We start from the raw sequence: 20656 nt of genomic DNA, 5'->3' as shown, positions 1-20656 counted from the left end.
ACCTCGACCGACGCCGGAGAAACCTGGAGCGCCCCGGTCACCGTGGCCCGGGACACCTCCGTACCGGAGGTCGACCCGAACGACCCCACCAAACTGCTGCGCGCCGCGGCCACCCGAGCCGGGCGACACCACCACCCTGCCCACCGCCTACCAGCTGGCCACCCTGCCGCACGGGGACCCGGACCGCCGGACCGAGCGTCGCATCTCGCGGATCTTCGACTGGCTGCAGGCACCGTTCGCCGGGGGCTACTTCCTCGGCGACTACCAAGGCCTGGTAGCGGACGACAAGGGAGTACGGGCGGTGCTCACCCAGACCAACTCCGACGCACCACAGAACCGTACGGACGTGTACACCGGCAGTTTCCGCACCCACTGACCGACGCGGACGGCGTCGGCCGGAGCGCCGACCACCGATCCCGGTCACACCCCGCGCGTTCCTACTCCGGCCCGACAGGGCGCAGTGGTTCGCGGGCTGCGTGCCAGGCCGGTGGGAGGGTGGCGGTGCCCGTGCGAGCGGCGATCACCCCGCCCGCGATGGCGCACGTCGTGTCGATGTCGCCGCGCCCGGCGACGGTGAACCACAGGCCCTCGTGCAGGTCGTCGAGGTGTCCCGCCGCGCACCAGAGGGCGTAGGGGACGGTGTCGGGCCCGGACATCCGGTAGCCGGAGCCCAGGACCTCCGCGGCGTGCCGGAGCGAGGTACGGGCGGGCATCCGGGCCGCGATCCGTACTCCCGACCGGACGTCGCTGTCGGGGAGCCGTGCGGCGACCGCTCGGAGGAAGTCCGCACGGGCCGGCGCGGGCCCGCCCCGGCTGCGCGTCGCCAGCGCCGCGGCGCGGGCCACCGCCACCGCCCCGGCGACCGCCTCCGGGTGGTGGTGCGAGACCGCGCTCTGGCGGGCGGCCTGCTCGGCGACGGCGTCGAGGTCGGCGGCGTGCCAGGCGCCCAGCGGGGCGACGCGCATGGCCGCGCCGTTTCCCCACGAACCCTGGCCGCCGAACTGCCCGCCGACCACCTCCCGCCAGGGCTCGCCCGCGCCGATCCGGCGGAGCACGTCGTGCATCGAGGCACCGTAGCCGCGGTGCGTGTCGTCGGCGTAGGCCTCGGCGAGGCGCAGGGCGAGGCGGTCCTGGTCGACGGTGCCGCCGCCCTCGGCGAGCTCCCGGACGAGGACGAGCGCCTGGGCGGTGTCGTCGCTCCACCGCCACAGCGGCTCCGGGGGCAGGATCCGTGCCTCCAGGGCTGCCGGGCCTTCGCGGCGCAGGATGCCGAACCAGCGGTCACCGAAGGCATCGCCGAAGGCGAGCCCGGACAATGAGTCCAGCGCGGCGGGAGGCACATTGATCATCGGAGCAGTATCACAAGGAGACGCCGGCCCCGGCACTCCGATTTCGGCGTGCTCGGCTACGGGGTCTGCGTCGGGGTGAACCTCGTGAGGGCCAGCAGGGTGTCGACCAGGTCCTCGGCGGGGGCGCCGGTCGCCAGCCGGCGCAGCTGCTGGCCGAAGACCAGGGCGACGGCCACGCCCGCCAGGCGCTCCGGGTCCGGTACGCCGAGTTGGGTCAGGACCCGGGTGGCCAGCAGGTCGTAGGCGGCGAAGCACTCGGCCGCGGCGACGCGCAGCCGTTCGTCGCGGCCCGCCTGGACGTACAGCTCGAACGGCGCGATGTGCCGGCTGTCGAAGGCGTTGCCGCCCGCGACCTGCGCCACCACCTCGGCCGCCTGCCCGATGTCGAAGCGGTCGTCGGAGCACGCGTCGGCCAGCGCCGTGAAGTGGCGGGTCTCCTCGGCCACGAAGTGCAGCAGGCTCTCGCGCAACAGCTCGTGCTGGGTGGCGAAGTGGTAGGTGACGGACCCGAGGGATACCGCCGCCTCCTTGGCGATCCTCCGGTTGGTGACGGCGGCGATGCCGTCCTGCCCGATGATCCGCAGCACGGCGTCGATGATGCTCTGGCGGGTGTCGGAAGCGTGGGGCATGTCGGCATTCTGCCCCATCGGACGACGTGTCGGCCCTGACGGGCAAGGGGAGTTGGGGCGTCCGCGGTGTGGACAGGCGGCAGCCCGATCCCTACTGTTCGTTCGAACGAACAGAAGAGTGCCGTCGCACGGGAGTCACGGGAGTCGTCGTGGACATATCCGGATCGAACGTTCTGCTCACCGGGGCCACCGGAGGCATCGGCGCCGCCCTCGCCTCACGTCTGACCGCGCAGGGGGCCCGTCTCACCGTCACCGGGCGGCGGGTGGAGGCCCTCAAGGCCACAGCAGAGGCCTGCGGCGCCCGCACGGTGGTCGCCGACCTGGCCGTCCGCTCCGACGTCGTCGGCCTCGCCGAGAGCTGCGCCGAGACGGACGTCCTCGTCGCGAACGCGGCCCTGCCCGCCAGCGGCAACCTGCTGGACTACACCGAGGAGCAGCTCGACCGCGCCCTCGACGTCAACCTGCGCGCGCCCGTGCTGCTGTCACAGCTGCTCGCGGCGCACATGGTGGCTCGCGGCCGCGGCCACATCGTGCTGGTCGGTTCCATCTCCGGCAAGGCGGCGACCAAGTCGACCTCCCTGTACAACGCGACGAAGTTCGGGCTGCGGGGATTCGCCCTCGCCCTGCGCCAGGAGCTCAGGGGCACGGGGGTGGGGGTGTCCCTGGTCCAGCCCGGCTTCGTCCGCGACGCCGGGATGTTCGCCGCCACCGGCGCCGCCACCCCGAACGGCATCAGGACCGTCACCCCCGGCCAGGTCGCCGACGGCGTCGTACGAGCCGTCCGGCGCGACCGGTGCGAGGTCAACGTGGCGCCGCTGGAGCTGCGGCTGCTGAGCGCCATCGCCGGGCAGTTCCCCGGGTTCGCCGAGCGGGTCCAGGCCCGGGCGGACGTCGACGGCTCCGTGCGACAGATCGTCGAGGCCCAGCGCTCACGCCGCTAGGCCGTCACCGCTCCCGTACGCCGATCCCATCCGTACCTCATCGCACCCGCACGTCTTCCCTGTCACTTCACGTGAAGGAGAGCACGGCTGTGTCGAGTGAACACCTCCCGAACGCGGCGCCCGGACACGACCCCGTCCCTGGCCCCGGCCCGGGTGTCGAGCGCAGGTCCCTGCTCCGATTGGGGGCCATGCTCGCCGCGGGCGGAGCCGCCGCACTGGTTCCCGCACCGGTCGTGTACGCCGCGACCAGGGGCCGGGGGACCGACGCGGAGACCACCACCTACAAGGGACACTCCCCGTACGGCAACGACCAGTGGGCGTACGTCGGCTTCGACGTGCCCGCCGGAGTGCAACGGATCTCCGTCTCCACCTCCCACGACGCCGCCGCCGGCGTCCTGGACCTCGGCATCTTCGGCCCGTCCGGCTTCCGCGGCTGGTCGGGAGGCGAACGGGCAGGGTTCACCCTCTCCGCGGCGGACGCCACCCCCGGCTACGTCCCCGGGCCCGTCGGGTCCGGCGGCTGGTCCGTCATCCTGGGGCCGATGGTCGGCGCCGCCGGCGGCATGGACTGGCAGGTCGACGTCACCCTGCACCACGGAGACCCGCTGCCCCGGGCCCCGTACGACATCCTGCCGACCTCGGTGGCCGGGCGGGGGCCCGGCTGGTACCGGGGCGACCTGCACCTGCACAGCGTGCATTCCGACGGGAAGCGCACGGTGGACGAGATCGTCGCGGCCGCCCGCCAGGAGGGGCTGCACTTCATCGCCACCTCCGACCACAACACCAGCTCCACCGGGGTGACCTGGCGCGGAAACGTCCCGACGGACCTGCTGGTCGTCAACGCGGAGGAGGTCACCACCCGCCACGGCCACTGGCTGGCCGTCGGCCTGCCCCAGGGCGAATGGGTGGACTGGCGCTACGGCCCCGCGGACCAGGGGGTGTTCGACGGCCACGCCCGGCGCGTGCACAGTCTGGGCGGACTCACGATCGCCGCCCACCCGCTCACCCCGGCGGCAGGGTCCTTCTGGGAGTTCGGCCTCGACCGCGTGGACGCCCTGGAGGTGTGGAACGGACCGTGGACCCTGGACGACGCCGCCAACATCGCCGCCTGGCACGTCATGCTCTGCCTCGGCAAGCGGGTCGCCGCCGTCGGCAACAGCGACGCCCACAGCCCTGCGGACGCCGTCGGACGGCCCCACAACGTGGTGCGCGCCACCAGCCTGTCGACGCCCGCCGTCCTGGACGCGCTGCGCCTGGGCCGGTCGTACGCCGTCGAATCCGCGGCCGTGACCGTGGACTTCACCGCCCGCGCGGGCGGGGCGGTCGCCGGTCCCGGCGAGGAACTGCCCCTGTCGTTCTTCGACGCCGTCGACGTGACCCTGAACGTGACCGGCGCCCCGGACAGCATCGCCACGCTGTACACCGAGTGGGGCATCATGGCCGCCACCTGCATCGACGGCAGCGGCAGGGGTCAGCTGCGGTGGCGCGGCTGGGGCAAGGCCTCCATGTTCGCCCGGGCCGAGGTGCGCCGGCCCAAGCCCGCCTCCACCACGCTGGACCAACTGGTGGCCCTCACCAACCCGGTGTGGTTCTACTCGGCCCAACTGCCCCCGTACGACGTCGAGCGGCGCGTGCTCTTCCACACCGAGCGCCACCCCGACGGGTCGTGGAGCGGCATGCGTCCGCTGCCGGGTGCCGCCGCCGGCGCCGCCTCGTTCGCCGGGGTGCAGAGCGCCGCGGCCGGCACGGCGGACGGCTCCGTCGTGGTGCTGGGCATCGCGGCCGACAACGGCCTGTGGCTGACGGTCGTACGGGGGGAGGCCACGGTCCGGCCCTGGCAGCGCGTCGCGGGACCGGACGGCTCGGCCGCGTTCACCGTGCGGGAGGCGGACATCGCCGCCTTCCCCGACGGCACGTGCCAGCTCGTGGTGACGGCCACGGACGGTGCCACCTACCACCAGCAGCGCCGCGCCGACGGCGGGCTGCCCGGGTTCCGGGCCCTGCCCGGCCTCACCGCGAAGAGCCGCTGGGGCGCTACGAAGGTGTCGATCACCGCCATGCCCGACGGATCAGCCCAGCTGCTCAGCTACGGCACGGACGGGGCCATGTACCACTGCGTCCGCGGCCGGGACGGCACGTGGACGGCCTGGGGACGCCTGGCCGGCGCCAACGGGGCCCCGACGTTCTCCGGCCCGGCCCTGGCGATCACCGGCATGCCCGACGGCTCGTCCCAGGTCCTCGCGATCGGGCTCGACGGGATGGTGTACCACCAGTCGCGGCGGCCCGACGGCTCCTGGTCCGGTTTCCGGGCCCCGCGGGGCGTCGCCTCGGCCACCATGGGGGCCAGTGCCATCGGCATCGCGGGGACGCCCGACGGCTCCGCCCAGGTCGTGGCGGTCGGGCTCGACGGACGGATCTGGCACAACATCAGGAAGCCGGACGGCTCCTGGACCCCGTTCGCGCAGATACCCGGCCCGAACGGGAGGGACTCCTTCCCCGCGGGGCAGGTCCGCATCACCGCCTTGCGCGACGGCACCACGCACCTGACGGCCGTCAGTGCCGACTAGCCGGAGCACTGGCTCCCGGCGTTGACACACAAGAGTGTGAGTGGTTGAGTACTCACATGAAGAACGAACGACCTCGGAAGCTGTCCACCGCCGAAGAGCGCCGCGAGACGGTGCTGCGCACCGCCATCGGCGCCTTCGCGGCGCGCGGCTACTGGGGCACCACCACGACCGAGGTGGCGAAGGCGGCCGGCATCTCGCAGGCGTACGTATACCGCCTGTTCCCGAGCAAGGAGCTGCTGTTCACCGCGGTGGTCGAGCACTGCTTCGTCCAGGTCCGGGCCGGACTGGAGCGGGCGGCCGCCGAGGCGAAGGGCAGCTCCGCCGAGGTCGTGCTGGAGGCCATGGGGGATGCGTACGCGCTGCTGATCAAGGACAACGACCTGATGTTGATCCAGCTGCACGCCCAGGCCGCGGCAGTCTCCGAGCCAGCCGTGCGCGAGGTGGTCCGGCAGGGCTACGCCCGGGTGGTGGAGTACGTCCGCGGCGCCTCCGGTGGCACCGAGGAGCAGGTCCAGCAGTTCTTCGCGCTCGGCATGCTGTGCCACCTCATCGTCTCCATGGGGGCCGACGAGGTGGACGCCCCCTGGATCCGCACGCTGTCCGCGGGCATCACGCACTACTGAGGTCCGGCATGACCGCGTCAGCGCGCGGTCGGGCCCGTCGGCGGGGCGCAAAGCCCCGCCTTTTCTTCAGCGTCAAGTGTGAGTGGTTAACCACTCAAGGAGGATCGTGTGAGGATCACCGCCACCACCCGGAGCCCCGGAGCGGCACTCGCGGCTCTGGCCGGGGCGCAGTTCACGGTCATGCTCGCCACCTCGATCGTGAACGTGGCCCTGCCGCAGATCCGCGCCGGCGTCGGGCTGTCGGACAGCGGCACGACCTGGGTGGTCAACGCCTACGGGCTCGCCTTCGGCGCGCTGCTGCCGGCCGGCGGACGGGCGGCCGACCTCCTCGGCCGGCGCCGGGTGCTGATCGCGGGGCTCGTGGTGTTCGGGGCCGCCTCGCTGACGGCCGGGCTGGCCGCCGCGTCCCCGGTCCTGATCGCGGCCCGCGCGCTACAGGGCCTGGGCGCGGCGGCGATCGCCCCGGCGGCGCTGGCCCTGGTGATGGACCTGTTCCCGCCGGGATCCGGGCGGGGGAGGGCGCTGGGCGTGTGGGGCGCGGTGTCCGGCGCGGGAGGCGCGGCCGGAGTCCTGCTCGGCGGGGTCCTCACCCAGGCGTGGGGCTGGCAGTGGATCTTCTTCGCCGTCGCCATCGGCCTCCTTCCGGTCCTCGCCGGCACCGCGGTGAGCGTGCCGCGGACCCCGGTCACCGGCAGCGGCCGGTTCGACCTGCCCGGCACCACCACCCTCACCCTCGCGCTGGCCGCCCTGGTGTGGGGCCTGACCACCGCCCGCCGCACGGGCTGGACGGACACCGCCGTCCTCGGGGCCTTCGCCGTCGCCGCCGTGCTGGCGGCCGTGTTCGTCCTCGTCGAACGCCGCCACCCGAACCCGCTGCTGCCGCCGCGGCTCTTCCGCGCCGGCCGCGTCACCGTCGGCAACGCGCTGATGGCACTGCTCGGTTCGGTGTGGATCGCCCTCTTCTTCTTCCTGCCGCTCTACCAGCAGCAGGTCCTCGGCTCCAGCCCGCTGGTCACCGGCCTCGGCCAACTCCCCCTCGCCACGGCGAACATGCTCGGTTCCGCCCTCGCCCCGCGGATCTCCCGCCGGATCGGCGCGACCGCGACGGTGACCGGCGCCCTCCTGACCGAGGCCGCGGGGCTGCTCTGGCTGTCCCGGATCAGCGCGGACGGCAGCTACCTCGCCGACATCCTCGGCCCGAGCGTCCTGATCGGCCTGGGTCTGAGCATCGCCTTCGTGCAGCTCACCGCCCTGTCCGTGGAGGGCGTCGCCCGCGGGGACGCCGGGCTGGCCGGGGGCCTGGTGAACACCTCCCGGCAGGTCGGCGGCGCCATCGGCCTCGCCGTCCTGGCCACCCTGGCGGGCACCGTCACCACCCACGCGGCCGCCCGGCAGCCGCAGCTCGAAGCACTCACGGCCGGCTACCGCGTGGCCTTCGGCGTCTGCGCCGCCGTCCTCGTGGCCACGGCCGCCCTCGCCCCGCTCCTCACCCGCCGCACCGCGGCGGCCCCCTCCGGGGCCGGCCCGCTCCCGGACCCGCAGCCCGCCGCAGACGGCCGCTGCTGACCACCCGACCGTACGCACCACCGACAGCACACCGACCGAGAGGAAGAGCAGCCATGTTCACCATCGACGAGACCGCTCCCGCCATCGTCCGCCTGTCCACCGCGATCGACGCCCCGCTGGAGCGGGTCTGGGCCCTGCACACCGCCATCGACGCCTGGCCCAGCTGGAACGCCCACGTGGACCAGGCCGAACTCGACGGCCCCCTCCTGCCGGGGCGCTCCTTCACCTGGAAGACGCACGGGCTGGACATCACCTCCACCGTCCGCGAGATCGTCCCCGGCGAGCGGCTGGTCTGGGGCGGCCCGGCCAACGGCATCGAGGGCGTCCACGTGTGGACCTTCGAACAGACCGGCAGCCAGGTGACCGTCCGCACCGAGGAGTCCTGGAGCGGCGCCCCCGTCGACGCCGCGCCCGCCGAGCTCGGCCGGGCGCTGCACGACTCGCTGACCGCCTGGCTCGCCGCCCTCAAGGCCCGCGCCGAGCAGGCCGACTGAGGCCGACCGTCTGTCCCCGCCAAGTCCGCACCCGCACGAACACGAGCACCGACCCGCCACCGTCACTGTTACACGAAGCGAGGTTCCCGCCATGACCACCGACAAGAAGCCCTACCTGACCGGCCACTACACCCCGGCCGTCGACGAGATCACCGCCACCGAGCTGACCGTCGAGGGCTCCCTGCCCCCGGAGCTGACCGGCCGGCTGATCCGCAACAGCCACAACCCCAAGCCCGGCGTCACCCCCACCCACTGGTTCAAGGGCAGCGGCATGGTCCACGGCATCCGGCTTCGCGAAGGCCGCGCCGAGTGGTACCGCAACCGCTGGGTGCACACCCCCGCCCTCGACGGCGCCCCGTACATGACCGATCGCGGCCCCGACCTGACCGCCAGTACCGCCGGCACCCACGTCATCGAACACGGAGGGCGCCTGCTGGCGCTGTGCGAGGCGAACCTCCCCTTCGAACTCACCCGGGACCTCGACACCGTCGGCGCCTACGACTTCGACGGCAAACTGACCAGCGCGATGACCGCTCACCCGAAGACCGACCCGGTCACCGGCGAGCTGCACTTCTTCGGCTCCTCGCCGTTCCCGCCGTTCCTCACGTACTACGTGGCCGACGCCAAGGGGCAGATCAGCCACAGCGCCGAGGTGCCGGGAGCGACCGCCGCTCTCAAGCACGACTTCGCCGTCACCCGCAACCACGTGGTGTTCTTCGAGGGCACCGTCACCTTCGACCCGGCCGAGCACTCCGGCATCCCCTACGGCTGGAACGACGCACAGCCGGCGCGCATCGGCGTCATGCCCCGCGGCCCGCAAGGCGCGGCGAAGACCCGCTGGTTCCCCATCGAGCCGGGCAGCATGCTGCACGCCGCCAACGCCTACGAGGACGCCCAGGGCCGGATCGTGCTGGAGGGGCCGACCGTGGACCGGGAGGGTTTCCGGCTCTCGTGGAACTGGTGGGTCGGCGCGCCCGAGCGCGGCGCCGAGCCCAACACCCGCTCCTACAACCGCCGCTGGGTCGTCGACCTGGCCGCCGGCCGCGTGGACGAGCGGGTGATCGACGACCTCGCCATCGAATTCCCCACGCTCAACGAGGAGTTCCTCGGCGCCGAGCACCGCTACCAGTACGCGGTCTCCTTCCCCGACCAGGAAGGTCACGACGGTTACGGCATCGTCAAGTACGACCGCGCCACCGGCGCCCGTCACCTCCACGAGGCCGGCGACGCCCGCCTGCCCAGCGAGGCCGTGTTCGTCCCCGCCGCCGGGGCCACCCGCGAGGACGACGGCTACCTGCTCACCGTCGTCTCCGACCTCAAGCAGGACGCCTCGCAGCTCCTGGTCCTGGACGCCTCCGCCCTTGAGCGGATCGCCACGGTCCACCTGCCCCGCCGGGTCACCGGCGGCATCCACGGCTCCTGGATCCCCGACAGCGACCTGGACGCCGACCTCGACAGCGGCAGCGTCCGCGATCGCGGCAGCGACCACGCCGGCTCCGACCGCTGAACGCCGGTGGCCGCGGCCCCGGGGGACTCCCCCCGGGGCCCGGCGCCGGCTCAGGGGGCGATCGGGAGCTGTCGCTTGTGCTCGGTGAGGCGGTAGCGGTGGGTGATGGCCGCGTAGGCGGCCTCGCCGACGGGCTTGCCTTCGAGGAGGTCGTCGATGTCGTCGTACGTGACGCCGAGGGCCTCCTCGTCGGGCCGGCCCGGCTTCAGCGTCTCCAGGTCCGCGGTCGGGGTCTTCACGGTCAGGCCGACGGGCGCGCCCAGGGCCTGGGACATGGCCCGTACGCGACGCTTGGTGAGGCCGGTGAGCGGCACCACGTCGGCCGCCCCGTCGCCGAACTTCGTGAAGAAACCGGAGACCGCCTCGGCGGCGTGGTCGGTGCCGACCACCAGGCCCTCGTGCGCGCCCGCCACCGCGTACTGGGCGATCATGCGCTGCCGGGCCTTGATGTTGCCGTGCACGAAGTCCTGGTGGTGCGCGTCGCGGAAGACCGTGCCGCCCGCGAGTACCGCCTCCAGCGCCGCGTCACTGGCGGCCTTCACGTCGACGGTCAGGATCCGGTCGGGCCGGATGAACTCCAGCGCCAGCTGCGCGTCCGCCTCGTCGGCCTGGGTCCCGTAGGGCAGCCGCATCGCGAAGAACGTGGCGTCCTGCCCGCCGGCACGGACCCGCTCGACGGCGAGCTGGCACAGCCGGCCCGCGGTGGTGGAGTCCACGCCGCCGCTGATGCCCAGCACCAGGGAGCGCAGGCCCGTGGAGGTCAGCTGGCCGGCCAGGAAGGCCACCCGGCGCTCGATCTCCTGCTGCACGTCGAAGGACGCGCTCACCTGGAGATCCCGGGCGATCTCCTGCTGCAGAGGTATGGACGCCAGGTCGGTCACGGCTGCTCCTCGGTCGGGCCCGTGGGCGGGGTCGGGGCGCGCCGCAGGGCCGGGGCCACGGGCGCGTGGATGGGGGACGGAAGCACTCTAGAGGACGGCCGGGACCGCACGCTCAGGGCATCCGGCCAGGTGGGCGCGGTCCCGGCACGGGCGTCCCGGCGCCGCGGGCCGGCCGCGGACCCACTCGTCCGGCCGTCAGCCTGTTGGCCCAGTGGTGACTGACATGCCGTCACCATGGGTCCTACGCTGCGCAGTGCGCAATGCCCCCGCGGCATTGCGCAGCACACCGCTGTCGCGATCTCGAGCGCCGCCCGACAGTGCCCAGACCCGCCGGCGAGGTCTCGCCGCGATGGCGGGCCCGCCCCCGACCTCCGGCCGAAAGGTCCGCCTCCCGATGTCCCCACGCACCTCGTGCGGGTCCCCGCCCCGGACCCCCCGACGCCGCCGCCCGCGCCGGGCGTTCCAGCTGGCTGCCGCCCTGCTCCTCAGCCTGATCAGCCTGCCTGTGGCCTCGGCCCCCGCCCGCGCCGACGCCGGGGACATCACCGAGTACCCGCTGCCCACGGCCGGCAGCTCTCCCGGCGACATCGCCACGGGACCCGACGGGAACGTGTGGTTCACCGAACAGGGCATCCGGAAGATCGCCCGGATCACCCCCGCCGGGGAGCTGACGGAGTACCAGCTGCCCGGCGACGACAACAGCCCCGTCGGGATCACCGCCGGACCCGACGGCAAGCTGTGGTTCACCGACATCAGCCACCGCATCGGGAACATCACCACGGCGGGCCTGATCACCGAGTACGACCTGCCCGCCGGCAGCGGCACACCGTTCGCCATCACCACGGGGCCCGACGGGAACCTCTGGTTCACCGAGGACCCCGGTGACCGGATCGGGCGGATCACCCCCACCGGGAAGATCACCGAGTACTCCCTGCCGAATCCCGGCAGCGGCCCGGAGTCCATCGTGACCGGGCCCGACGGGAACCTGTGGTTCACCGAGATCTCCGGCAACCGGATCGGGAGGATCACCCCCAAGGGCAAGATCACCGAGTACCCCCTGCCCAACGCCGACAGCGGCCCGGACGTCATCACCGCCGGGCCCGACGGGAACCTGTGGTTCACGGAGCTCTTCGGCAACCGGATCGGCAGGATCAGTACGGCCGGCGTCATCACCGAGTACACCCTGCCGGACGCCGACGGCGGCCCGGACGGGATCGCCGCCGGACCCGACGGCAACCTGTGGTTCACCGAGCAGCTCACCGACGGGATCGGCCGGATCACCCCCGGCGGGGACTTCGCGCGGTACCCGCTGCCCCACCCGGGCAGCCTCCCGGTCCGCATCACCGCGGGACCCGACGCCCGGATGTGGTTCACCGAGATCGGCGGCGACCGCGTCGGACGGCTGGATCTCGACGCCGGTCCGCCCCGGGCCGACCTGGCGGTCCGCCTGAGCGCACCGGCCTCCGTACGCGGCGGCGCCGCGTACACGTACGACGTCACGGTGACCAACAAGGGGCCCTTCGCCGCCGCGGACCTGGCCGTCACCCTGACCCTGCCGCGCGGGGTGCAGGTCACGGACGCGCCCCCCGGCGCCGACCGCCGCACTCCTGCCCCCACGCCGCTGACCTGGCGCGTCGAGGATCTGGGCGCCGGACAGCTGCGCGTCTTCCACGTCACGGTACGGGCCACCCGGCGGCCCGCCGTCACGGCCAGGGCCGCCGTCACCTCCCCGACCCCGGACCAAAACCGGAGGAACAACACGGACACGGCCACCACCCGGGTCCTCGGCCGCTGAGCCCGCGCACCACTGACGGCGGTCCCGGATCGGTAGGCTGGGACCGCCGGGCGCCTTCGACGGGGAGGTACGGGATGGGTGACACCGCGACCGCACCGGAACCGGAACCAGGACCTGCGCCGGAACCGGAACCAGGACGTGCACCAGAACCGGAACCAGGACCTGCGCCGAAACCCGGACCAGGGTCCGGGGCCGGCGCCGATCCGGGGCTGTACGGCCCGGCGTCCGTCACCTGGCACTGCCACGGCGACCCGATGATGTGGATCGCCGGCGTCCGGGCGCTCTACCTCCAGGCGCTCCACCCGCGCGCCGTCCGCGGGGTCATGGAGAACTCGGACTTCCGCCGGGACGCCTGGGGCCGGCTGCTGCGCACCGCCGACTTCGTCGGCACCCTCACCTACGGCACCACAGAGGCCGCCGAGCGCGCCGGCAGCCGGGTCCGCGCGATCCACCGCAAGCTCTCGGCCACCGATCCGGGCACCGGCGAACGCTTCCCCGTCGACGACCCCGAACTGCTGCTGTGGATCCACTGCGCGCAGATCGACAGCTTCCTGCACGTCCTGCGCCGCTCCGGCGTCCGCCTCACCGCGGCCCAGGCCGACCGCTACGTCGACGAGAACCGCATGGGCGCCCGCCTCGTCGGCCTCGACCCGGCCGACGTGCCCGCCGACACCGCCGGGCTCGCCGCCTACTTCGAGCGGATCCGCCCCGAGCTCGCCGCCGGCCCCGACGCGCACGCCGTGGACGACTTCCTCCGCGCCCCGCCGATCCACGCCCTCCTCGTGCCTGGCCGAAACCTGCTGTGGCGCCCGCTCGCCGGCCTCGCGTACGGTTCCCTCCCCGGCTGGGCGCACCAGCTGTACCGGCGACCCGCACCGGCCCCGCGCAGCACCTCCCGGCGCCTGCGCCTCACCGGACGCGTGTTGCGCAGCATTCCCGCAGGTCTGCGCTGGAAGCTGCCTCCAGGTCACATCTTGAAAGCGATGCGCCGCATGGGCCCCGGGAGCCGCCCCTCGCCGTACACACTGCGTACATCAGCGGCCATACTGGACCGGCCGGGGAGGGCGTAGCACGACAACGGGGGCGGCTTTAAGACATGGCGGAGTCCAGACTGATCCAGGGCCGGTACCGGTCGCTCGATCTGATCGGGCGCGGCGGCATGGGCGAGGTGTGGCGCGCCCGCGACGAATCGCTGGGCCGGCAGGTCGCGGTGAAGTGCCTCAAGCCGATCGGCGCCGAGCAGGACGCCCACTTCACCCAGGTGCTGCGCGAGCGGTTCCGGCGCGAGGCGCGCGTGGCCGCCTCCCTCCAGCACCGCGGTGTCACCGTCGTCCACGACTTCGGCGACGACAGCGCCGCCGGCGGCCCCCTCTACCTGGTCATGGAGCTGCTCGAAGGCCGCAACCTCAGCCAGCTCCTGGAGGACAACGCGACCCGTCCGCTCCCCGTGGACGTCGTCGTCGACATCGCCGAGCAGATGGCCGCCGCCCTCGGCTACACCCACGACCAGGGCGTCGTGCACCGAGACCTGAAGCCGGCCAACATCATGCGGCTCACCGACGGCACCGTGAAGATCTGCGACTTCGGCATCGCCCGCCTCGCCCACGACATCGGCTTCACCGCCAAGCTGACCGGCGGCGGCATGGCCATGGGCACCCCGCACTACATGTCGCCCGAGCAGATCGCCGGCGGCGAGGTCGACCACCGCAGCGACCTGTACTCCCTCGGCTGCGTCCTCTACGAGATCGCCACCGGGGCCCCGCCCTTCGACCTCGGCGACTCCTGGTCGGTGCTGGTCGGCCACCGCGACACCCCGCCCGTGCCGCTGCGCGAGCACCGCCCCGAACTGCCCGCCTCCTTCGAGCGGGTGGTCCTGGACCTGCTCGCCAAGCGCCCCGAGGACCGGCCCGCGGACGCCCGCCACGTGCACCGCCGGCTGGTCGAGGCCCGGTTGGGACCGGGCGGGCTGCCCGGCGCCCAGGCCCCCCTTCCGGTGTGGGCCCGCGGGATGACCGCCGGGCGCAAGGCCGGGATCGACGCCCGCCCCGCGAGCGGCGAATGGGCCGTGCTCACCGGCTCCTGGACGGCCGCCCGCCCCGGCGGCGGGCTGTCCGCCGTCCGTCCGAGCGGCGGGCACCCCGTCCTCCGCCCGAGCGGGGGGAACGCCGTCGTCCGTCCGTCCGGCGGGCAGCCCGCCGTGGGCCCCGGCGTCCGCATCGTCCGCCCCGAGCCCGCCGAGGACCCGCGCCTGACCGTGGCGTACGGCGTCCCCCGCGGCCCCGGCCCCCGGGAGAGCGGCCCCGACGCGCTCGCCGCCGGCCACACCCGCGCCTACGCCCTCAGCCGCTCGGGCCGGCCCGAGGAAGCCCTCGCCGTGTACACGGCCGTGGCCGAGGGACGCACGCGGGAACTCGGCCCGGACCACGCCGACACCCTCGCCGCGCGCCAGGAGACGGCGTACGAGCTGGGCCGGCTCGGTCGCCACCAGGAGGCGTACGACACCTACCGGGCGGTGCTCGTCGCCCGTGAACGGACCACGGGCCGGCTCCACCCCGACACCCTGCGCTGCCGCCACAACCTGGCCTGCGCCCTGGGTGCGCTGGGCCGGTTCGCGGAGGCCCACGCCACCGCCGTCGCGGTCGCCGCCGACCGGTCCGCCGTCCTGGGCCCCGAGCACGCGGACACGCTGCTGACCCGGTACGAGGCGGCGTACGCGCTCGGCCGCCTGGAGCGCTGGCAGGAGGCCCTGGCCGGCTTCCGCGAGGTCGCCGCCGTACGGGAGCGGGTACTCGGCCGCGACCACCCCGACACCCTGGCCGCCCGCTACGAGGTCGGCATCGCGCTCGGCCGCACCGGGAACAGCGCCCAGGCCCTCGACCTGTTCCGGGCCCTGGTCCGCGATCGCACCCGCGCCTACGGGGCCGCCGATCCCGAGACCCTGCGCGCGCGGCACGTCCTCGGGGTCAACCTGGGCCGCCTGGAGCGCTGGGAGGAGGCGGTGGCCGAGGCCCGGCAGGTGGGCGCCGTACGGGCCGAGGTGCTCGGCGCCGAGCACCCGGACACCCTGGTCAGCCGCCGGGAACTCGCCGTCGGGCTCGGCCGGCTGGGCCGCTGGGACGAGGCGCTGCCCATCTACCGGGAACTGTCCGGCATTCGCGAACGGTCCCTGGGCGACGAGCATCCCGACACGGCGCTGGCCCACGCCGACGAGGCCCACTGTCTGGAGCGGCTCGGCCAGGTGTGTTACCAAGAGCCATGACGACCTTCGGGCGGGACGTGTACGACGACGTGATCGTGGGCGGCGGGCACAACGGCCTGGTGGCCGCCGCGTACCTGGCCAGGGCGGGCAGATCGGTCCTCGTCCTGGAACGGCTCGGGAACACGGGCGGAGCGGCCATCTCCAGCCGGCCCTTCACCGGCGTCGACGCCCGCCTCTCCCGGTACTCGTACCTCGTCTCGCTGCTCCCGGCGAAGATCGTGCGCGACCTGGACCTGCGGTTCGCGGTGCGCAGGCGGACGATCTCCTCGTACACGCCCGTCGAACGCGACGGCCGGCCCGGCGGACTGCTCGTCGGCGGCGGCGATCAGCGCACCCGGGAGTCCTTCGCCCGGCTGACCGGCTCGGACCGGGAGTACGAGAGCTGGCGCGCCTTCTACGGGACCACCGGGCAGGTGGCGCGGAAGGTGTTCCCCACCCTGACCGAGCCGTTGCCCACCCGTGCGGAGCTGCGGGCCCGGATCGACGACGAGGCCGCGTGGCGGATGCTGTTCGAGGAGCCGCTCGGGCAGGCGGTGGAGCGGCACTTCACCGACGACCTGGTCCGCGGGGTGGTCCTCACGGACGGGTTGATCGGTACCTTCGCGGACGCGCACGACCCCTCCCTCGCGCAGAACCGCTGCTTCCTCTACCACGTGATCGGCGGCGGGACGGGGGACTGGGACGTCCCGGTCGGCGGCATGGGCGCCCTGACGGACGCCCTCGCGGCCGCCGCGCGGGCCGCCGGGGCGGAGATCGCCACCGGCCACGAGGTACTGCGGATCGACACGGACGGGACCGCTCCGGCCGAGGTGGTCTTCCGTACGGCCAGGGGGGAGGGCCGGGTCGTCGGCCGTACGGTCCTGGTGAACGCCTCACCGCGGGCGCTGGCCGAACTCCTCGGCGAGGAACCGCCGAAGGAGGCGCCCGAGGGCGCCCAGCTCAAGGTCAACATGCTGCTGCGCCGGCTGCCCCGGCTGCGGGACACCACCGTGGACCCGCGCGAGGCCTTCGGCGGCACCTTCCACATCGCCGAGGGGTACGCCGAACTCGCCCGGGCCCACGCGGAGGCCGCGTCCGGCGAACTGCCGTCCGTGCCGCCCTCGGAGATCTACTGCCACTCGCTGACCGACCCGACGATCCTCGGACCCGAGCTGGTGGAGCAGGGCTACCAGACGCTGACCCTCTTCGGCCTGCACACCCCCGCCCGGCTGTTCGGGCACGACAACAACCAGGCCCGCGAGGTGCTGCTGACCGCCACCCTCGCGCAGCTCGACGCGCACCTGGCCGAACCCCTCACCGACTGCCTCGCCTTCGACGCCGACGGCCGCCCGTGCATCGAGGCGAAGACCCCGCTCGACCTGGAGCGCGAACTGGGGCTGCCCGGCGGGCACATCTTCCACCGCGACCTGTCCTGGCCCTTCGCCGACTCGGGCGGGGGCGGCCGCTGGGGCGTGGAGACCGCCCACCGCAACGTACTGCTGTGCGGTGCGGGGGCGGTCCGGGGCGGCGGCGTCAGCGGGGTCCCCGGGCACAACGCGGCGATGGCGGTGCTGGGGCACTAGCCGGGGCTGCCTACGCGATCGGCTCGATGACCACGATCGGGATCTCGCGGTCCGTCTTGGTCTGGTACTCGTCGTAGGCGGGCCAGTGCTTCACCATCACGGGCCAGTACGCGGCGCGCTCCTCGGGGGTCGCGGTGCGGGCCGTGCCCTGAAGGATCTTCGCGCCGACCTGAATGCGGACCTCGGGGTGTTCGGCCAGGTTCCGGAACCAGAGCGGGTGCTCGGGGGCGCCGCCCTTGGAGGCGACGAGCAGGTAGCGGCCGTCCGCCTCGCCGTAGATGAGGGGGGTGCGCACGGGCTTGCCCGAGACCCGGCCGACGGTGGTCAGCAGGAGGGTCTGGGTGCCGTTCCAGTCGTGGCCCTCGGCGCCGTTGGACGCCACGTACTGCTTGACGTGGTCAAGCTGCCAGCTTCCCGGCCTCGGGTCGGTCGGGTTGTCCCAGTCGATGGCGGTGGTCATGCGGTTTCGCCTGCCTTCGCGTTGAACGGTCAACGAACCTCACCAACGAGTGCCAACGCCCGCGGGCACGCTGTCCATATCACCCGGGAGGGTGAATCCGTCGAAGAGGGCGTCCATCGCCCGGTGCGCGGCACGGGCCGGGGTCGCGCGGACCGCGAGATCACGGACGGCCACGGCGACCGGATGGGTGAGGACGGCGATCCGGCCCGCGCGGCGGGCGCGGACGCGGATGGCGTCGGTGCGTGCGCAGCGGGCCGCACTGTAGGCGGCGAGAGCGGCCGGCACGTCCGTACCGCGCGCCCTGTCCAGCAGGTGGGCGAGGACAACGGCGTCCTCGATGGCCTGGCAGCCGCCCTGCCCCAGGTTGGGCGTCATGGCGTGGGCGGCGTCGCCGAGCCAGGCGAGGCGTCCGTGGTGGAAGCGGGGGAGCGGGGCCGCCAGGTCGTACAGGTCGTGCTGGAGCACGGCCGCCGGGTCGATCAGCTCCAGCAGGGCCGGGATCGGGTCGTGCCAGGTGCCGTAGCGGCGCAGCAGCTCGGTGCGGACGTCGGCGGGGCGGCGGCCCTCGGGGACGACGGCGGTGGCGTAGACGTACGTCCGGCCGTCGGCGAGCGGGACGACGCCGAAACGCTCGCCGCGGCCCCAGGTCTCGGCGGTGACCGCTTCGGCGCGGTCCTCGGCGGCGGGCAGGACGGTGCGCCAGGCGGTCTCCCCGCTGTAGCGGAGGCCGGGGTGGTCCGGGAAGTACCGGCGCCGGAGCGGGCTGTGGATGCCGTCGGCGGCCAGCACCAGATCGGCGCCCCCGAGGTCGCCGTCGGAGGTGCGGACCACCGGGGACCCGTCCGCATCGGCCACCGAGTCGACCGCGACGCCGTACCGGATCGTGCCTTCGGGGAGCGCGGCGGCCAGGGCGTCGGCGAGGGCCGAGCGGTGCACCGCGAGCGGCGGACCGCCGTAGCGGGCGGCGAGCGCGGCGGTGTCGGCGCGGCTCAGCCAGCGTCCGTCCGCGCGGCGCAGGCCCATCGCGGCGGGGACGGCCCGGCCCACCGCGCGGGTGACGTCGAAGCCGATGGCGTCGAAGGCGCGCAGGGCGTTGGGGGCGAGGACGATCCCGGCGCCGACGGCGGTCGGTCCGGGCGCCCGCTCGCAGACGGTGACCCGCCAGCCCCGTCGGTGCAGGGCCACGGCCGCGGTGAGCCCGCCGATCCCCGCACCCGCCACGACCGCGTCACGCTGAAGTGCCGACATCACGCATCCCCCTCTTCCCTTCCTCTACAGGTGTAGAGCCTGATCCCCTTACTCTACAGCTGTAGAGTGAGGGGATGTCCACCCCCCCCACCCCCGCCACCCCCCGTCGGGGCGAACGCACCCCGGACCGCAGGACCCTGATCGCCGACACCGCGATCGGCCTCGTCGCCACCTCCGGACTCCGCGGGCTGACCCACCGCGCGGTCGACGGCGCGGCCGGGCTGCCCGCGGGCAGCACCTCGTACTACTTCCGTACGCGGACGGCGCTGATCGCCGCCTGCTACCAGCGGCTTGCCGAACTGGACCTCGGCGACGTCGGTGACCTCGGCGACCTCGACGGCGGGAGCCCGTCCGTGCTCCCGGTGGCGGACCGGGACGCGGCCGCTGCCGCGCTGGCCGGGGTGCTGTACCGCTGGCTGACGGTGGGGCGCGAGCGCCAGCTGGCCCGCTTCGAACTCAGCCTGGAGGCGGCCCGCAACCCCGCACTGGAGGCGGATTTCCTCCGGGCGGGGCAGGGGCCCCGGGCCCGGGCCGCGGGCATCCTCGCGGCCCTCGGGGCCGATCGGCCCGAAGAGGCCGCCGAGTTGCTGGTCGCCTGGACGGACGGGCTCCTGTACGACCGGCTGGCCGGCGCCCTCGCCCGCTCCCGCGTGGCCCCGGACCAGGCCGAACTGGCCGCCGTAGCGCGCCGGATGATCGATGCGGTCCTCGCGCACCACGGTTAGGATCCGGTCATGATCGCTGAGCTGCAGTGCGTGGTCCTGGACTGTCCCGATCCGCAGGCGCTGGCCGAGTTCTACCGGTCCCTGCTGGGCGGGAACGTCAATCAGCCGGACCGGCGCTGGGCGGTCGACGCGGACTGGGCGACGCTGCACGCGCCGTCGGGCCTGGTCCTCGCCTTCCAGCGCGCGGCGGACCACCTGCCCCCGCGCCGGCCGGACCCCACCCGGCCGCAGCAGTTCCACCTGGACTTCGGCGTTCCGGACCTCGACCGCGCGCAGGAGCAGGTGCTGGCGGCCGGCGCGACGCTGCTCGACGGGGACACGGGCGGGCGCGGCTGGCGGATCTTCGCGGACCCGGCGGGGCACCCCTTCTGTCTGGTCCGCCACTAGCGGGTGCCGGGTGCCGGGTGTCGAGTGGCGGGTGTCGAGTGGCGGGCGCCGGTGCCGGTGCCGACCGCGCCGAGCTGTTCGGGGCCGCGGTCGAGGCGGCCGCGCAGCACCCCCCAGGAACCGCACTGGTACCTCGCGGTGATCGGCGCCGACCCCGCCGCCCAGGGCACGGGCCAGGGAGCCGCACTGCTGCGCTCGGGCCTGGCCAAGGCCGACGCGGCGGGCCTGCCCGCCTGCCTGGAGTCCTCCAAGGCGTCCAACCTCCCCTTCTACGAACACTTCGGCTTCACCGTGCGCGAGGAGGTCCGGCTGCCCGGTGGCGGCCCGACCCTGTGGGCGAAGCGCCGCGAACCGCGCCCCGCGGCCGACACCCAGGGTGTGTGACGCACGGGGGCGCGCGACCCGTCCGCGTGCGTACGGACGGGCCGCTCGCCCCGGCCCACCACGCGCCGTAGGCTGCATCCCGCACGGACGGACGGAAGACGCAGCAGGACCTCGCGCGCCGGCTCTGGGAGACGGACGACACCGCGGCGAGACTGCTGGCGATCCTGATCTGCCGCCCGAAGGCGTTCGAGCGCGACGAGCTGGACGGCATGCTGCGCGGGGCGCGCGCCCCCAAGGTGCACGACTGGCCCCCCCCGCCCCGCCCGCCCCACCCCACTC

At 74.1% G+C, this 20656-nt stretch carries 17 protein-coding genes and 2 pseudogenes; 14 read left to right on the top strand and 5 right to left on the bottom strand.

Annotation, left to right across the window (positions count from 1 at the left end):
- Positions 1–437: 437 nt before the first annotated feature.
- Both IF88_RS0108155 and IF88_RS0108150 read right to left on the bottom strand, forming a co-directional pair.
- Positions 438–1349 carry an ADP-ribosylglycohydrolase family protein gene (locus IF88_RS0108155; protein ID WP_030708765.1) on the bottom strand — a complete coding sequence of 304 codons (912 nt, stop codon included), beginning with the start codon at positions 1347–1349 and terminating at the stop codon, positions 438–440.
- A gap of 56 nt (positions 1350–1405) precedes the next feature.
- The gene (locus IF88_RS0108150; protein WP_030708763.1) at positions 1406–1978 is read right to left on the bottom strand and encodes a TetR/AcrR family transcriptional regulator; all 573 of its coding nucleotides are present in this window, start codon (positions 1976–1978) and stop codon (positions 1406–1408) included.
- Positions 1979–2127: 149 nt separating this feature from the next.
- On the opposite strand from IF88_RS0108150, the gene IF88_RS0108145 reads away from it, so the two are divergent.
- From IF88_RS0108145 to IF88_RS0108120, 6 genes are all read left to right on the top strand, one after another.
- Positions 2128–2919 carry an SDR family NAD(P)-dependent oxidoreductase gene (locus IF88_RS0108145; RefSeq protein ID WP_030708761.1) on the top strand — a complete coding sequence of 264 codons (792 nt, stop codon included), beginning with the start codon at positions 2128–2130 and terminating at the stop codon, positions 2917–2919.
- 89 nt (positions 2920–3008) lie between these two features.
- The gene (locus tag IF88_RS41990; RefSeq protein WP_158754319.1) at positions 3009–5486 is read left to right on the top strand and encodes a CehA/McbA family metallohydrolase; all 2478 of its coding nucleotides are present in this window, start codon (positions 3009–3011) and stop codon (positions 5484–5486) included.
- A 56-nt stretch (positions 5487–5542) separates the two neighbouring features.
- Positions 5543–6109 carry a TetR/AcrR family transcriptional regulator gene (locus IF88_RS0108135; protein ID WP_030708757.1) on the top strand — a complete coding sequence of 189 codons (567 nt, stop codon included), beginning with the start codon at positions 5543–5545 and terminating at the stop codon, positions 6107–6109.
- 108 nt (positions 6110–6217) lie between these two features.
- Positions 6218–7675 (top strand): MFS transporter, encoded by a 1458-nt coding sequence (locus tag IF88_RS0108130; protein ID WP_051836594.1) that lies wholly within the window; start codon positions 6218–6220, stop codon positions 7673–7675.
- Between the two features lie 53 nt (positions 7676–7728).
- Positions 7729–8169, top strand: coding sequence for an SRPBCC family protein (locus IF88_RS0108125; protein ID WP_030708754.1), 441 nt, complete (start codon positions 7729–7731; stop codon positions 8167–8169).
- Positions 8170–8260: 91 nt separating this feature from the next.
- Positions 8261–9676 (top strand): carotenoid oxygenase family protein, encoded by a 1416-nt coding sequence (locus IF88_RS0108120; RefSeq protein ID WP_051836593.1) that lies wholly within the window; start codon positions 8261–8263, stop codon positions 9674–9676.
- 50 nt (positions 9677–9726) lie between these two features.
- Here IF88_RS0108120 and nadE read toward each other — a convergent pair whose 3' ends face one another.
- Positions 9727–10557 carry an ammonia-dependent NAD(+) synthetase gene (gene nadE / locus IF88_RS0108115; protein ID WP_030708749.1) on the bottom strand — a complete coding sequence of 277 codons (831 nt, stop codon included), beginning with the start codon at positions 10555–10557 and terminating at the stop codon, positions 9727–9729.
- Between the two features lie 394 nt (positions 10558–10951).
- Between nadE and IF88_RS0108110 the strand changes: the two genes are divergently transcribed.
- From IF88_RS0108110 to IF88_RS0108095, 4 genes are all read left to right on the top strand, one after another.
- Positions 10952–12352 carry a DUF11 domain-containing protein gene (locus IF88_RS0108110; protein ID WP_158754317.1) on the top strand — a complete coding sequence of 467 codons (1401 nt, stop codon included), beginning with the start codon at positions 10952–10954 and terminating at the stop codon, positions 12350–12352.
- Positions 12353–12426: 74 nt separating this feature from the next.
- A complete protein-coding gene (locus tag IF88_RS0108105) occupies positions 12427–13422 on the top strand; it encodes an oxygenase MpaB family protein (protein WP_078892765.1) in 996 nt (331 codons plus the stop codon).
- A 26-nt stretch (positions 13423–13448) separates the two neighbouring features.
- On the top strand, positions 13449–15611 hold the full coding sequence (locus IF88_RS0108100) for a serine/threonine-protein kinase (RefSeq protein WP_037805584.1): 2163 nt from the start codon (positions 13449–13451) through the stop codon (positions 15609–15611).
- Complete coding sequence (locus IF88_RS0108095; RefSeq protein WP_030708742.1) at positions 15608–17173, top strand: phytoene desaturase family protein; 1566 nt, start codon at positions 15608–15610, stop codon at positions 17171–17173. The genes IF88_RS0108100 and IF88_RS0108095 overlap by 4 nt, the downstream gene beginning before the upstream one ends.
- 10 nt (positions 17174–17183) lie before the next feature.
- On the opposite strand, the gene IF88_RS0108090 is transcribed toward IF88_RS0108095, so the two are convergent.
- Positions 17184–17633 carry a nitroreductase family deazaflavin-dependent oxidoreductase gene (locus IF88_RS0108090; protein WP_051836592.1) on the bottom strand — a complete coding sequence of 150 codons (450 nt, stop codon included), beginning with the start codon at positions 17631–17633 and terminating at the stop codon, positions 17184–17186.
- A 39-nt stretch (positions 17634–17672) separates the two neighbouring features.
- On the bottom strand, positions 17673–18881 hold the full coding sequence (locus IF88_RS0108085) for an FAD-dependent monooxygenase (protein WP_051836590.1): 1209 nt from the start codon (positions 18879–18881) through the stop codon (positions 17673–17675).
- Positions 18882–18955: 74 nt separating this feature from the next.
- Between IF88_RS0108085 and IF88_RS0108080 the strand changes: the two genes are divergently transcribed.
- The 4 genes and pseudogenes from IF88_RS0108080 to IF88_RS47695 form a co-directional block, all read left to right on the top strand.
- Entirely contained in the window at positions 18956–19606 is a 651-nt protein-coding gene (locus tag IF88_RS0108080; protein ID WP_051836588.1) for a TetR/AcrR family transcriptional regulator, read from the top strand.
- A 9-nt stretch (positions 19607–19615) separates the two neighbouring features.
- Positions 19616–19993 (top strand): VOC family protein, encoded by a 378-nt coding sequence (locus IF88_RS0108075; RefSeq protein ID WP_030708733.1) that lies wholly within the window; start codon positions 19616–19618, stop codon positions 19991–19993.
- A 62-nt stretch (positions 19994–20055) separates the two neighbouring features.
- A pseudogene (locus IF88_RS40130) lies at positions 20056–20377 on the top strand (GNAT family N-acetyltransferase); the annotation flags it as partial.
- 95 nt (positions 20378–20472) lie between these two features.
- A pseudogene (locus tag IF88_RS47695) lies at positions 20473–20656 on the top strand (hypothetical protein); the annotation flags it as partial.

This window comes from Streptomyces sp. NRRL F-2580, from assembly GCF_000720115.1.
Taxonomy (GTDB): domain Bacteria; phylum Actinomycetota; class Actinomycetes; order Streptomycetales; family Streptomycetaceae; genus Streptomyces.
The sequence above is the reverse complement of the archived record's forward strand: the minus strand, read 5'-3'. Positions and strand labels throughout refer to the sequence as shown.